At 44.2% G+C, this 14,784-nt stretch carries 12 protein-coding genes and 3 rRNA genes; 12 read left to right on the top strand and 3 right to left on the bottom strand.

Annotated elements, in window-relative coordinates; genetic code table 11:
• The first annotated feature begins 325 nt into the window (after positions 1 to 325).
• The 3 genes from AC2CZC_RS10990 to rrf all read left to right on the top strand — a co-directional run bounded on the left by AC2CZC_RS10990 (position 326) and on the right by rrf (position 5,358).
• A 16S ribosomal RNA gene (locus AC2CZC_RS10990) occupies positions 326 to 1,858 on the top strand.
• Positions 1,859 to 2,245: 387 nt separating this feature from the next.
• A 23S ribosomal RNA gene (locus AC2CZC_RS10995) occupies positions 2,246 to 5,128 on the top strand.
• Positions 5,129 to 5,243: 115 nt separating this feature from the next.
• Positions 5,244 to 5,358 (top strand): 5S ribosomal RNA (gene rrf / locus AC2CZC_RS11000).
• The 16S, 23S and 5S rRNA genes sit together here, the layout of an rRNA operon.
• A gap of 934 nt (positions 5,359 to 6,292) precedes the next feature.
• On the opposite strand, the gene AC2CZC_RS11005 is transcribed toward rrf, so the two are convergent.
• The 3 genes from AC2CZC_RS11005 to AC2CZC_RS11015 all read right to left on the bottom strand — a co-directional run bounded on the left by AC2CZC_RS11005 (position 6,293) and on the right by AC2CZC_RS11015 (position 8,597).
• Complete coding sequence (locus tag AC2CZC_RS11005) at positions 6,293 to 7,477, bottom strand: vWA domain-containing protein (RefSeq protein ID WP_484581816.1); 1,185 nt, start codon at positions 7,475 to 7,477, stop codon at positions 6,293 to 6,295.
• Positions 7,477 to 8,310, bottom strand: a complete 834-nt coding sequence (locus AC2CZC_RS11010; RefSeq protein ID WP_484581817.1) for an AAA family ATPase — start codon at positions 8,308 to 8,310, stop codon at positions 7,477 to 7,479. Before AC2CZC_RS11010 ends, AC2CZC_RS11005 begins: the two co-directional genes overlap by 1 nt.
• A 65-nt stretch (positions 8,311 to 8,375) precedes the next feature.
• On the bottom strand, positions 8,376 to 8,597 hold the full coding sequence (locus AC2CZC_RS11015) for a DUF1653 domain-containing protein (RefSeq protein ID WP_196760606.1): 222 nt from the start codon (positions 8,595 to 8,597) through the stop codon (positions 8,376 to 8,378).
• 87 nt (positions 8,598 to 8,684) lie between these two features.
• On the opposite strand from AC2CZC_RS11015, the gene AC2CZC_RS11020 reads away from it, so the two are divergent.
• The 9 genes from AC2CZC_RS11020 (at position 8,685) to AC2CZC_RS11060 (ending at position 14,747) form a co-directional block, all read left to right on the top strand.
• Positions 8,685 to 9,161 carry a DUF2947 family protein gene (locus AC2CZC_RS11020; protein ID WP_484581818.1) on the top strand — a complete coding sequence of 159 codons (477 nt, stop codon included), beginning with the start codon at positions 8,685 to 8,687 and terminating at the stop codon, positions 9,159 to 9,161.
• 84 nt (positions 9,162 to 9,245) lie between these two features.
• On the top strand, positions 9,246 to 9,875 hold the full coding sequence (locus AC2CZC_RS11025; protein WP_484581819.1) for a hypothetical protein: 630 nt from the start codon (positions 9,246 to 9,248) through the stop codon (positions 9,873 to 9,875).
• Positions 9,876 to 9,928: 53 nt separating this feature from the next.
• Positions 9,929 to 10,213 carry a cell division protein FtsB gene (gene ftsB, locus AC2CZC_RS11030; RefSeq protein ID WP_063360781.1) on the top strand — a complete coding sequence of 95 codons (285 nt, stop codon included), beginning with the start codon at positions 9,929 to 9,931 and terminating at the stop codon, positions 10,211 to 10,213.
• Complete coding sequence (gene ispD, locus AC2CZC_RS11035) at positions 10,206 to 10,910, top strand: 2-C-methyl-D-erythritol 4-phosphate cytidylyltransferase (RefSeq protein WP_484581820.1); 705 nt, start codon at positions 10,206 to 10,208, stop codon at positions 10,908 to 10,910. Before ftsB ends, ispD begins: the two co-directional genes overlap by 8 nt.
• Positions 10,903 to 11,379, top strand: coding sequence for a 2-C-methyl-D-erythritol 2,4-cyclodiphosphate synthase (gene ispF / locus AC2CZC_RS11040; RefSeq protein WP_484581821.1), 477 nt, complete (start codon positions 10,903 to 10,905; stop codon positions 11,377 to 11,379). Before ispD ends, ispF begins: the two co-directional genes overlap by 8 nt.
• A gap of 16 nt (positions 11,380 to 11,395) precedes the next feature.
• Entirely contained in the window at positions 11,396 to 12,427 is a 1,032-nt protein-coding gene (truD, locus tag AC2CZC_RS11045; RefSeq protein ID WP_484584878.1) for a tRNA pseudouridine(13) synthase TruD, read from the top strand.
• Positions 12,428 to 13,177, top strand: coding sequence for a 5'/3'-nucleotidase SurE (surE, locus tag AC2CZC_RS11050; RefSeq protein ID WP_484581822.1), 750 nt, complete (start codon positions 12,428 to 12,430; stop codon positions 13,175 to 13,177). It begins immediately after the preceding gene.
• 5 nt (positions 13,178 to 13,182) lie between these two features.
• On the top strand, positions 13,183 to 13,821 hold the full coding sequence (locus tag AC2CZC_RS11055) for a protein-L-isoaspartate(D-aspartate) O-methyltransferase (RefSeq protein ID WP_484581823.1): 639 nt from the start codon (positions 13,183 to 13,185) through the stop codon (positions 13,819 to 13,821).
• Positions 13,822 to 13,919: 98 nt separating this feature from the next.
• The gene (locus AC2CZC_RS11060; RefSeq protein ID WP_484581824.1) at positions 13,920 to 14,747 is read left to right on the top strand and encodes a peptidoglycan DD-metalloendopeptidase family protein; all 828 of its coding nucleotides are present in this window, start codon (positions 13,920 to 13,922) and stop codon (positions 14,745 to 14,747) included.
• The last annotated feature ends 37 nt before the right edge of the window (positions 14,748 to 14,784 follow it).

Raw genomic sequence — 14,784 nt, forward strand, 5'->3', positions numbered from 1 at the left:
CGAGAGAAAACGCAAACAAAAGTGAAGGTTAAAGCCAAACGGAAAGCTTAATTGAAAATAAATTAAATTTTCTAGTTGACTTTAAAAGTGAAGCGGTTAATATGGCGCTCCACTTCGCAGCAACGCTGCGGTAACTAACCAAGGGTTAGTTACATTGTTCTTTAAAAATGTGAAGCAATCATCTGTGTGGGCACTCGTACAGATTGAGTTCTAACAGCTCTTTATTCAGGAGCAAAAGAATTAGAGTCTCAATTTCTTATGAGTGACTATATAGTCAATTTATACAGAATTCATTGAGCACGAATCTTCGGATTCAAAAAACTTTTAATTGAAGAGTTTGATCATGGCTCAGATTGAACGCTGGCGGCAGGCCTAACACATGCAAGTCGAGCGGTAACATTTCTAGCTTGCTAGAAGATGACGAGCGGCGGACGGGTGAGTAATGCTTGGGAACGTGCCGTAAGGTGGGGGACAACCATTGGAAACGATGGCTAATACCGCATAATGTCTACGGACCAAAGGGGGCTTCGGCTCTCGCCTTATGATCGGCCCAAGTGGGATTAGCTAGTTGGTAAGGTAATGGCTTACCAAGGCGACGATCCCTAGCTGGTTTGAGAGGATGATCAGCCACACTGGAACTGAGACACGGTCCAGACTCCTACGGGAGGCAGCAGTGGGGAATATTGCACAATGGGCGCAAGCCTGATGCAGCCATGCCGCGTGTGTGAAGAAGGCCTTAGGGTTGTAAAGCACTTTCAGTAAGGAGGAAAGGTTAGTAGTTAATACCTGCTAGCTGTGACGTTACTTACAGAAGAAGCACCGGCTAACTCCGTGCCAGCAGCCGCGGTAATACGGAGGGTGCGAGCGTTAATCGGAATTACTGGGCGTAAAGCGTACGCAGGCGGTTTGTTAAGCGAGATGTGAAAGCCCCGGGCTCAACCTGGGAACTGCATTTCGAACTGGCAAACTAGAGTGTGATAGAGGGTGGTAGAATTTCAGGTGTAGCGGTGAAATGCGTAGAGATCTGAAGGAATACCGATGGCGAAGGCAGCCACCTGGGTCAACACTGACGCTCATGTACGAAAGCGTGGGGAGCAAACAGGATTAGATACCCTGGTAGTCCACGCCGTAAACGATGTCTACTAGGAGCTGGGGTCTTCGGACAACTTTTCCAAAGCTAACGCATTAAGTAGACCGCCTGGGGAGTACGGCCGCAAGGTTAAAACTCAAATGAATTGACGGGGGCCCGCACAAGCGGTGGAGCATGTGGTTTAATTCGATGCAACGCGAAGAACCTTACCTACACTTGACATACAGAGAACTTACTAGAGATAGTTTGGTGCCTTCGGGAACTCTGATACAGGTGCTGCATGGCTGTCGTCAGCTCGTGTTGTGAGATGTTGGGTTAAGTCCCGCAACGAGCGCAACCCCTATCCTTAGTTGCCAGCGATTCGGTCGGGAACTCTAAGGAGACTGCCGGTGATAAACCGGAGGAAGGTGGGGACGACGTCAAGTCATCATGGCCCTTACGTGTAGGGCTACACACGTGCTACAATGGCAGATACAGAGTGCTGCGAACTTGCGAGAGTAAGCGAATCACTTAAAGTCTGTCGTAGTCCGGATTGGAGTCTGCAACTCGACTCCATGAAGTCGGAATCGCTAGTAATCGCGGATCAGAATGCCGCGGTGAATACGTTCCCGGGCCTTGTACACACCGCCCGTCACACCATGGGAGTGGGTTGCTCCAGAAGTAGGTAGCTTAACCTTAGGGAGAGCGCTTACCACGGAGTGATTCATGACTGGGGTGAAGTCGTAACAAGGTAGCCCTAGGGGAACCTGGGGCTGGATCACCTCCTTAACGATTTAGAACAGATTTGTTCGAAGTGTCCACACAGATGATTGTTAGTTAGCTTTAATAGCTAATTAATATTGCTCTTTAAAAATTTGGAAAGCTGATAATTAAATTCTCGAATAACAAGTAATTGTTATTCAGAGTTTTCGAAAGAAAATGCCGATTAATCATTTAGTTGATTAATTAGCGTCTACTTTAGTATTACTTAACTTCTGGCGAAGTTAAAACTGTCTTTGATTAGACAACCTAACTTATTTTTCAATGATTTTGATTGTTAGGCAAGGCGCTTAAGTTTTTTATCGACGGAAGCATAACGTGTTATGTGACCAAGTAAAAAACGAAAGGAACGCAGCATAACAAACAAAAGCGAAGAAAAACCATTTTGGGTTGTATGGTTAAGTGACTAAGCGTACACGGTGGATGCCTTGGCAGTTGGAGGCGATGAAGGACGTACTAACTTGCGATAAGCTAAGTCAAGCCAGTAAGAGGCACTTGAGACTTAGATTTCCGAATGGGGAAACCCACCGCTTAGCGGTATCTTGCAGTGAATACATAGCTGTAAGAGGCAAACCGGGAGAACTGAAACATCTAAGTACCCCGAGGAAAAGAAATCAACCGAGATTCCGAAAGTAGCGGCGAGCGAAATCGGATTAGCCCTTAAGCTTCAGTGTAATTAGTGGAACCTTCTGGAAAGTTGGACGACACAGGGTGACAGTCCCGTACACGAAAATTTATCTGAAGTGAAATCGAGTAGGTCGGAGCACGTGAAACTTTGACTGAATATGGGGGGACCATCCTCCAAGGCTAAATACTCCCAACTGACCGATAGTGAACCAGTACCGTGAGGGAAAGGCGAAAAGAACCCCTGTGAGGGGAGTGAAATAGAACCTGAAACCGTGTACGTACAAGCAGTAGGAGCCCCTCGAGGGTGACTGCGTACCTTTTGTATAATGGGTCAGCGACTTATATTCTGTAGCAAGGTTAACCATTTAGGGGAGCCGTAGCGAAAGCGAGTCTTAACTGGGCGCTTAAGTTGCAGGGTATAGACCCGAAACCCGGTGATCTAGCCATGGGCAGGTTGAAGGTCAGGTAACACTGACTGGAGGACCGAACCCACTAACGTTGAAAAGTTAGGGGATGACCTGTGGCTAGGAGTGAAAGGCTAATCAAACCGGGAGATAGCTGGTTCTCCCCGAAATCTATTTAGGTAGAGCCTCGGACGAATACTTACGGGGGTAGAGCACTGTTAAGGCTAGGGGGTCATCCCGACTTACCAACCCTTTGCAAACTCCGAATACCGTAAAGTAATATCCGGGAGACACACGGTGGGTGCTAACGTCCATCGTGGAGAGGGAAACAACCCAGACCGTCAGCTAAGGTCCCAAAGTGTATGTTAAGTGGGAAACGATGTGGGAAGGCTAAAACAGCTAGGAGGTTGGCTTAGAAGCAGCCATCCTTTAAAGAAAGCGTAATAGCTCACTAGTCGAGTCGGCCTGCGCGGAAGATGTAACGGGGCTAAACATACCACCGAAGCTACGGCTGCATACATTAGTATGCGGGGTAGGGGAGCGTTCTGTAAGCGGCTGAAGGTGAACTGTAAGGTTTGCTGGACGTATCAGAAGTGCGAATGCTGACATGAGTAACGATAATGCGGGTGAAAAACCCGCACGCCGGAAGACCAAGGGTTCCTATCCCATGTTAATCAGGGTAGGGTGAGTCGACCCCTAAGGCGAGGCTGAAGAGCGTAGTCGATGGGAAACGGGTTAATATTCCCGTACTTGGTATAAATGCGATGGGGGGACGGAGCAGGCTAGGCAAGCATGGCGTTGGTTGTCCATGTGAAAGGCTGTAGGCTGGTGACTTAGGAAAATCCGGGTCGCTAAGGCTGAGAGTCGAGACGAGCTACTACGGTAGTGAAGTTGTTGATGCCCTACTTCCAGGAAAAGCCTCTAAGCTTCAGTTTATATCGAATCGTACCCTAAACCGACACAGGTGGTCAGGTAGAGAATACTAAGGCGCTTGAGAGAACTCGGGTGAAGGAACTAGGCAAAATTGTACCGTAACTTCGGGAGAAGGTACGCTCTTGTTTGTGAAGGACTTGCTCCATAAGCAGACGAGAGCCGCAGTGACCAGGTGGCTGGGACTGTTTATTAAAAACACAGCACTGTGCAAAATCGTAAGATGACGTATACGGTGTGACACCTGCCCGGTGCCGGAAGGTTAATTGATGGGGTTAGACTTAGGTCGAAGCTCTTGATCGAAGCCCCGGTAAACGGCGGCCGTAACTATAACGGTCCTAAGGTAGCGAAATTCCTTGTCGGGTAAGTTCCGACCTGCACGAATGGTGTAACCATGGCCACGCTGTCTCCACCCGAGACTCAGTGAAATTGAAATCGCAGTGAAGATGCTGTGTACCCGCGGCTAGACGGAAAGACCCCGTGAACCTTTACTACAGCTTGGCACTGAACATTGACCCTACATGTGTAGGATAGGTGGGAGGCTTTGAAGCACAGTCGCTAGATTGTGTGGAGCCGTCCTTGAAATACCACCCTTGTAGTGTTGATGTTCTAACTTAGGTCCCTAATCGGGATTGAGGACAGTGCCTGGTGGGTAGTTTGACTGGGGCGGTCTCCTCCCAAAGAGTAACGGAGGAGCACGAAGGTTGGCTAAGTACGGTCGGACATCGTACGGTTAGTGTAATGGTAGAAGCCAGCTTAACTGCGAGACAGACACGTCGAGCAGGTACGAAAGTAGGTCATAGTGATCCGGTGGTTCTGAATGGAAGGGCCATCGCTCAACGGATAAAAGGTACTCCGGGGATAACAGGCTGATACCGCCCAAGAGTTCATATCGACGGCGGTGTTTGGCACCTCGATGTCGGCTCATCACATCCTGGGGCTGAAGTCGGTCCCAAGGGTATGGCTGTTCGCCATTTAAAGTGGTACGCGAGCTGGGTTTAGAACGTCGTGAGACAGTTCGGTCCCTATCTGCCGTGGGCGTTTGAGAATTGAGAGGGGCTGCTCCTAGTACGAGAGGACCGGAGTGGACGAACCGCTGGTGTTCGGGTTGTTATGCCAATAGCATTGCCCGGTAGCTACGTTCGGAATCGATAACCGCTGAAAGCATCTAAGCGGGAAGCGAGCCTCGAGATGAGTTCTCACTTTAACTTTAAGTTAACTGAAGGGCCGTTGAAGACTACAACGTTGATAGGCGAGATGTGGAAGTGCTGTGAGGCATTGAGCTAACTCGTACTAATTACCCGTGAGGCTTAACCATACAACGCCAAAGTGGTTTGACTTGTTAGAAGTTAAGAATAGAAAGTAGACGATAAGAATTTAATTACGCTTCCAGATTTTAGTAAGGTGTTTTAAACATCTTACACACAGAATTTCCTGGTAAACATAGCATTTTGGAACCACCTGACCCCATGCCGAACTCAGTAGTGAAACGAAATAGCGCCGATGATAGTGTGGGGTTTCCCATGTGAAAGTAGGACATTGCCAGGGCCCAATTAAAGAAACCCGTTGCAGAAATGCGACGGGTTTTTTGCATTTAAGTCCCTTAGCAGCGGTTAAACTGGTTTATTTCACGGTTATATGTTTCATTGCATTACATTATTTCTTTGTAGATAGTTCTGCGTTGTCTATTCATCCCTGAAGCTGGGTTCCATCGCGCCAATACATTAATCGGCGCTGTTTAAAATAGATTATTTCACCTTGCGCAAAGAGAATGAACTCACTTCGTTCTCTGTCATTAGCCCTTTACACGATAACTGCGAAGCTTCGCTTCGGTCTCATTTCGCCCATGTGAAAGTAGGACATTCTACTGCGTAGCGCACCAAAAGCGCCAAATAAAGGTCGATTAACAGCATTCATCCATGAATCTAATCGACATTAGTACATCCATGTACGTCAAACCCGTTGCAGAAATGCAGCGGGTTTTTTCGTGTTAAATCGTCTCGAAAGTTGTAGAGGTCATGCACATTGATAAAGAGACGAATTAGCGCAAGGTGAAGGGAGCATCCTTCACCGCCGACAAGGCAAACTCAAGATTTCCTCAGCAACAGCTAAAACGGCTTATTTCACCTTGCGCTAAAAGAATGCCAGCGCTTCGCGCTGTGTCATTAACCTTTCGCACGATATTCACCTTGCGCAAAGTTAATGCACTCGCTTCGCTCTATGTCATTGTACTTTGCACTTAATTCATCCATGAATCTAATCGACATTAGTACATCCATGTACGTCAAACCCGTTGCAGAAATGCGACGGGTTTTTTGCGTTTAAGTCCCTTAGCAGCGGTTAAACTTGCTCATTTCACCTTGCGCAAATTGAACGTACTCGCTCCGCTCGCTGTCGTTGCATTTTGCACGTTAATCACCTTGCGTAAATTGAGCCATGAGAGATCGAACTGGATGGGTTTTTCAATTATAAAAACACCGAATTAAGTAAGAGTTTTAACGGCTTGGGCTATACCTTCTAAGGTGAGCGGATACATTCTGCCTTCCATCAATTTATCAATTTGTCCTATTGACTGGTAATACGGCCAGTAATCTTTCGGCTGCGGGTTCAGCCACGCAACTTTATCGAAATGATCTGTGAGCCGTTTTAACCACTCGCTACCAGGTTCTTGATTCCAATGTTCTACACTCCCCCCTGGGTAGGTAATTTCATAAGGGCCCATTGTCGCATCACCAACAAATATTAAGCGGTAATCTTTGCCGAATTTATGAATGAGTTGATAGGTATTAAGTAGGGAATCGTTTAAGCGCTCATTGTCTTTCCAGACGTGCTCATATACACAGTTGTGAAAGTAGTAAAACTCTAAGTGTTTAAACTCGGAGTGAGCAGCACTGAACAACTGTTCGCATATTTGGATATGGTCGTCCATTGAGCCTCCAATATCGAACAACATGAGTACGCTAATGGCATTGTGCCTTTGTGGGGTCATTCTAACATCGAGTAGACCGCCTTGCTTTGCTGTTGCGTCTATGGTGTTGTTGAGATCAAGCTCTTCGCTCTCATGACTGCGGGCGAATTTTCTCAGTTGCTTGATTGCCAATTTCATATTTCGGCTGCTGAGATCTGCATCTTTGTCGAGGTTTTTATATTGCCTCTTATCCCACACCTTGATGGCCTGCCTATGGCGACTTTCGTGTTGGCCAATTCGCACGCCCTCAGGGTTATATCCATATGCCCCAAAGGGAGACGTGCCGCCTGTGCCTACCCATTTGTTACCACCAGCGTGTCTTTTTTGCTGCTCATCAAGGCGACGCTTAAGTGTTTCCATAAGTTTATCTAGCCCACCTAAGGCTTTCAGTTTGGCTTTTTCTTCTTCGCTAAGCTGCTTTTCAAAGTCTTTTCTTAACCAGTCTGAAGGTAAGGCTTGTTGCTGTATTGCACTGGCAAGGTCTACTTGTGCGACCCCGTGAAAATAATCAGCAAATGCGCGGTCAAATTTATCGAACAAAGTTTCATCTTTGACAAATATCACTTTGCTGAGCGTATAAAAATCATCGATGTTACCAAAGCAGAGCCCTTGCTCTAGCGCCGAAAGACAATCTAGCAGCTCCCTGAGACTTGCTTTAATACCATGTCGCCTAAGAGTAAACAGAAACTCAATGAGCATTATCTTTTACTCACAAAAGCGAGTTTTTCAATCAAGGTCACATCTTGCTCATTTTTTAACAAAGCTCCAAATAATGGCATAAGGCCGCCTTGGTGTGTTTTGTCATGTAATGTTGTGGCATCAATATCTTCTGCAAGTAATAGCTTTAACCAATCGAGTAACTCACTGGTACTGGGTTTTTTCTTAAGGCCTCTAATTTCTCGTAAATTAAAGAATACTTCCAATGCTTGATTCAGCAGTGTTGCTTTTATATCAGGGAAGTGAACATCCACTATGGCTTTCATCTCTTCAATAGATGGAAAGTCGATGTAATGAAAAAAGCACCTGCGTAAAAACGCGTCTGGCAGCTCTTTTTCATTATTTGACGTAATGATAACGATAGGTCGGGTATCTGCTTTTACTTGCTGTTGCGTTTCATAAACATGAAACTCCATTTTATCTAGTTCGAGCAGCAGGTCATTAGGAAACTCGATATCGGCTTTGTCTATTTCATCTATAAGAAGAACGGGACGCTTGTTCGCTGAAAATGCCTGCCACAATTTGCCTTTTATTATGTAGTTATTTACATCATGAACACGTTCGTCGCCCAGTTGGCTATCGCGAAGTCGTGATACGGCATCGTATTCATAAAGCCCCTGCTGAGCTTTAGTGGTAGATTTTATGTGCCATTGGATCAGTTCAGTCTCTAAGCTTTGAGCGAGTTCTTCCGCCAATAGGGTTTTACCAGTACCTGGTTCACCTTTTATTAGTAGTGGTTTCTCTAACAGAATGGCGGCATTAACCGCCTGTTGTAGTGCTGCTGTTGCTATATATTTGCTTGTACCTGTGAACATTGTTTCTTGTGGTCTGAGGAGATCATACTACCAGTTTGCCACACTTCCATTTTCACTACCAAATATCATTCTTCTCGCACAAATTGAAATCTAGGCTGTGTTTTACCGTCAATAGTGACATCTTCAACAAACATGCTCAGAGGCCTTGCCCAGTGGTCATAGTTGCCATATAGCGTTTGATAGATCACCAGGGCTTCTTCGCTTTCACTGTGGGTTGCAATAAACAACACTTGGTATTCTTTACCCTTGTAATGGCGGTATATCCCTTTTTTAAGTTCGATAGGCATTGTTGAGTCCTCATATGACTGGGTATAATTGTCTTATTAAAAGACGAGTTCAGATGCTCGATTATCTATGAAATAAGGTTTTAATACATGAATTATATTGCGCTTGGCGATTTCAAGAAAGCATGGGTTTTCAGGCATAAGGATCTCCCGATTGACAACGCGGATTTGGCTCAGATTAAGCCGATGACAGCGCAGCGTGCAGCTGTTCTTTGGAGTACCATGATTAGCCGAGAGCAAGATCACCCTGACTTTTTTACACCGACAGATTGGGCTGGTAAAGAAGACAACTGGGAGGAAGTGGTTGATTGGGAAGGCAAGTGGGAAGAAGGCGAGCCTCTATTACCTTCAGAGATCACTGAATATTTACAGTGGGAAGATAATACAACTGTCTATTTTTGTCTCTCCAGAGATCACGTTATCGAGACACAGTTTGGTGTATTTAAACGCTGCTGGCAAAACTTTATGTTTTTAGTTGATGGCAGTTTATTACTTGGCAAAAAACGGGATGCGGCAGTACAGTTTTTAGAGACTGGTGAAGCTAAGCTCGGTAAACGTCCAAAATGAAAATAGACCCCGCTGATAATATTTAATAGACTGACTGTATTGAGGTATGACGCCGTGATATAAAGCCCCTTAATGGGAGGGATTTTGAGAGAGCATAATACAGGCAAGCAACAGACGACTATTTGGCAAGATGAGGCTTTACGGCTTGTCTACGCTGAGCTTGTTAATGTATTTTATACTCGTGAAATTACGCGCTTATCTACTGAAGCAGATCCGAACAGACTGAAAAGAGTATTAAGCAGTTTACCTTATTACGTTGAACGTGCTGCAACGCATATTGTATTGGGTGAAGTGCCTCTTCAGTTGGATAGTCATAATGGGTGTTGGGTGTCAACGCAAAGACGGGTTCCATCGCAAACATCTGAGAAAATTCGACTATATTTCGAAACACATGCTGAAGTTGGGCTAGTTGTGCCAGTTGCTATCAACCAAGACCACGAAACCATTCTTTGCATTGATATGATAGATCAAGTGAATGAATCACAAATTCATTGCAATCAATATGGTTGGTTCGCCAATGAGGGTAATGGCTTAGACAATGCTCACATAAGTGTACTCAAACCGACTAAAGCTTTAATGACAGCCGCCTGTTGTGGTCACCGGTGGCAATATCATAAAATGATAACACCGAGATTACTTGGCCTAAGAGAAATGCTACTTGCAAGTAGTATTAATTGGCGCAATGTAGCAAAAAAGAAACTAGTATCAGGCTGACAATTATCCTGTTGTCGACATGACTACATCATTCATTTAGTAGGGTATATTTTATGCGTTTGTTTCAGTTAGCGCTATTTTGCCTGTGTGCCTACATACAGTATAAGCTGTGGTTTGGCCATCATGGTTTGCAGGACTATCGGAGGATCACCGAAACAGTAAATACCCATCAACAAATGAATGCTGAATTACTGAAAAGAAATAAATTACTTAAAGCAGATATTGAAGACCTAAAATTAGGTTTAGAAGGCGTCGAAGAACGAGCTCGACATGAATTAGGCATGATCAAGCCTGATGAAACTTTTATCCGCGTATTACCTAAGAAGCATTATGAATAAAGCAATATCGTTAGCGGCAGTTGTTCCTGCTGCTGGTGTGGGTTCCAGAATGGGACTTAATCACCCAAAACAATATCTAAAAATTGGCGAAAAGACCATCCTAGAACATACATTAATAAAGTTATCTAATGTTGAACATATCAGCCATATCTATATTGCAGTGAGTGAAGAAGATAGCTACTTCGATGGCTTAGATTTAACTGAGCTAAATACAACACGTGTACTTGGTGGTAAGGAAAGAGCTGATTCAGTGCTTAATGCTTTGAAGTCGATGCAAGCAGACCCACCTGAATGGGTTTTAGTGCATGATGCTGCCAGACCGCTTGTCGATATTAAAGATATCGACAAGCTTATTACTTCATGTATAGATACTGGTGAAGGCGCAATACTTGCGAGCAAAGTGAAAGACACAATTAAAAAAGGTGACAAGTACATAGAAGAGACTGTGCCTAGAGAGCAGCTATGGCAGGCTTTAACTCCTCAACTTTTTCCTTATCAAGCGCTTTTGAGTGCACTGGACAGTGCGTTGAATGAAGGGGCGATGGTCACCGATGAAGCTTCTGCAATGGAAAGAGTTGGGCAGCCTGTGGCATTAGTTTCTGGTCGCTCAGACAATATAAAGATTACCACGCCAGAAGACCATGCGTTGGCATGTTTTCTAATGGCACAACAGCAAAAGAGTATTGAGAATGTTTAGAATTGGTCATGGCTTTGACGTACACAAATTTGGCGGCGAAGGGCCCTTAGTAATTTGTGGCGAGAAAATAGAATTTGAACAAGGTTTTATTGCACACTCCGATGGCGATGTTGCAGTTCATGCTCTTTGCGATGCATTGTTAGGTGCACTTGCGTTAGGGGATATAGGAAAGCACTTCCCTGATACGGATAGCGAGTTTGAAAACATAGATAGCCGTATTTTATTAAGAAGAGTGATTGAGCAGGTAACGACAATGGGCTACACAGTCGGAAATATTGATGTCACCATTGTTGCCCAGGCGCCTAAAATGCGACCGCATATTGATGCAATGAGAGCAAATTTGGCCGCTGATTGCCAAGTTGAACTCGATCAAGTTAATGTCAAAGCAACAACAACTGAAAAGCTTGGGTTTGAAGGCCGTAAAGAAGGCATTTCAAGTCATGCCGTCGTACTGCTTATGAAGGGGTAGTTAAGTGATTGATGCTATAGCTTCGCTTAATTACCTTTATGGAGAGCCTCTGTCTCAAGGTGATTTTAAGCAAACAGCAGAAGACTTCGTAGTTGAAGAAATACTAGATATCGAGTTCACAGGTGAAGGTGAGCATGTTTGCTTACAGATCATTAAGCGCGGAGAAAATACTGCGTATCTGGCCAAGCAAATTGCAAAATTTGCAGGCGTTGCCCCAAGAGATGTGAGTTATGCTGGACTAAAAGATCGTCATGGTGTCTGCACACAGTGGTTTAGCGTACCGGTTCCAATCAAAAAACACATAGATTTTTCTCAGTTAAACTCGGACACTATGGTCGTGATTAAACAAGTACGACATAATCGCAAATTAAAAACGGGCTGCCACCGTGGAAATCGCTTTGTGATCACGCTCAGGAATGTGACCAACCACTTGGATGTGCTTTCTCGCATAAATGCAGTAAGGCAAGGGGTGCCAAATTATTTTGCAGAGCAGCGATTTGGTCATGATGGCCATAATTTGACGATGGCAGAGCGGTTATTTAATGGTGAACATATACGTGACAAAAAGCTCAGAGGCATAGTGATCTCAGCTGCTAGGTCGTATATTTTCAATCAAATCGTGTCTAAAAGAGTGAAAGAGCATGGTTTAGCTAAAACTTGGCATAGAGAAATCTTTTTATTGTCAGGGAGCAATGCTTTTTTTGAAGATGACTTAAACGACGATGTTGTTGAGCGTTTAAACCAAGGTGATATTCTTTTATCTGCGCCACTGGTTGGTAAAGGAGAGAAGGGGCTTACTGAGGTGGAGAAGTCCTGGTTAAAGGAGCATACGTCTTGGCATCAAGGGCTTGCGGAGCTGGGCTTGAAAAATGAGCGAAGAAGCTTAAGAGTCATCCCTCAATCGCTCAGTGTTAAAACTATCGACAGTCAAACCTTGCAGCTAAGCTTTGATTTACCAAAAGGGTGCTATGCGACTTCTGTACTAAGAGAGCTGATCAAACATAAAGATGTGAGCTTGAGAGACAAACAAGAATCTGGGGAACAATAAGTGAAAATATTACTGAGCAATGATGATGGTGTAAGTGCAAAAGGAATAGAGGTGCTTTACAAAGCGCTCAGTGAATTAGCTGATGTGACCGTGATTGCGCCTGATCGGAATTGTAGTGGCGCGAGCAACTCTTTAACACTCATGAACCCACTGCGTACGAGCACATTGGAAAATGGATTTATTTCAGTCAATGGTACGCCTACAGACTGTGTACACCTTGGAGTGAACCAATTATTTGATGAACCTCCGACATTGGTGGTGGCAGGAATAAACAATGGTGCCAATTTAGGCGATGATACTCTGTATTCAGGCACGGTTGCCGCCGCTGCTGAAGGTCGTCATTTGGGGTTACCTGCGATAGCTGTCTCTTTATGCTCTAAAAAAGAAGCGCATTATGAAACTGCTGCGGCAGTCACTTTAAAAATAATTAAGGCACTGGATAGCCACCCATTGCCACAAGATCAAATATTAAATATTAATGTGCCTGATATCCCTTTGTCTGAGTTAAAGGGGATTCAAGTTACTCGCCTTGGCGCGCGACACAAAGCAGATACAATGACTAAGCAAACAGATCCTTGGAATCGCGATATATATTGGTATGGCACACTGGGTTCAGAGAGTGACGCAGGTGAAGGGACGGACTTTTATGCTGTAAAGCAAGGGTATGCTGCTATTACGCCATTAACCGTTGATATGACAGCCCATGAGAGCCTTGAACGTTTAGCTACTTGGCTATCGTCTCAGGAGTAATTATTTTGCTTAATAACTATCAACGCAGCGCTGATAAATTGATCGCCAACTTGAGAGCGCAAGGGGTTCAGGACGAGGCTGTTTTGCGGGCTATGCTCAATACCCCAAGACACCTATTTATTGACGACGTTTTAAAGCATAAGTCATATGAGAATACGGCATTACCAATTGGTCAGGGACAGACAATATCTCAGCCGTATATAGTGGCTAAAATGACCGAGGTGTTGCGTCAGGTCGGTGTTCATGACAATGTTTTAGAAGTAGGAACGGGCTCCGGATATCAAACTGCTATATTAGCGCAGCTGTTTGACAAGGTTTTTAGTATTGAGAGAATAAAAGCGTTGCAATGGCAAGCTAAGAGACGGCTTCATCAACTCGATTTATATAATGTTTCTATGAAACATGGCGATGGTTGGCAGGGGTGGCATTCTAAAGCGCCTTTCAATGGCATCATAGTAACGGCTGCCGCGTCCGTTGTTCCTGAGTCACTGTTAGCACAATTAGCTGATGGCGGTGCTATGATAATTCCCGTTGGAGTGGAAGAACAGGTATTAACGCTATTTGTCAATCAAGGTGGGAAAATAACTAGGCAGGATATTGCTGCTGTAAAGTTTGTCCCGCTTGTTGCTGGGCCAATCTTATAAATAATAGAGGAAATATATTTGCAACCCTGATAAATTGTCTCTTATTAGTGGTTTAAGTATACATATGTAATTAGATAATGGGATTTAATGGAGTGTGGGTGAAAAGTGCGAACTTTTTTATAGTAGGTATACTATGCAGTTCATTGGTAGCCTGTTCATCTGTCCATAAGCCTGCACCTGTAGTTAGTCTTACTAAAGGTAAGACCAAGGTGTCAAAAAAAATTCATATAAAAAATAATCGCTATAAAGTGAAAAAAGGTGACACATTATTTTCCATTGCATTTAGTGCAAATAAAGATGTTCGAACGGTTGCCAAAATCAACAAAATTAAGCCTCCTTACACTATTTTCCCCGGCCAAACTATTTTATTAACCTATCCTAAAAAATCTAACAAAAAGACTAAAACAGCATCAGTAAAAACCAAAAAATACACAACTAATAAACCTTTAAATAACAAACCCTCAAAAAAAGAGCTTGATCCACCCCAGCAACGAGAGTATGTTCAAAGTCAAGCCAGTAAAAAAACCAATAACACCAATACTTTGTTGAATAAAAAGGTACGGTGGAATTGGCCCGCAGTAGGTAAAGTGACAAGACGCTTTTCTATTAAAGAAAATGGCTACAAGGGAATACAGATCACAAATAAAACAGGGACATCGATAAAAGCTGCGGCAAGTGGCATTGTTGTTTATGCAGGGAGTGCATTACGAGGCTATGGTAATTTGATTATTCTGAAACACACAGATGATTATCTTAGTGCCTATGCCCACAATTCCAAATTGCTAGTAAGAGAGCAGCAGCAGGTTAAAGTGGGGCAGAAGATTGCCGAAATGGGGAGTTCGGATGCAAGCTCGGTTGCTTTACGTTTTGAAGTAAGGTATCGAGGTAAATCTGTAGACCCTATAAGGTATCTGCCTAAAAAATAGCGTATCGACGTATTGATGGAACACTATCACTTATTCG

This window comes from Pseudoalteromonas sp. MMG033, from assembly GCF_057197785.1.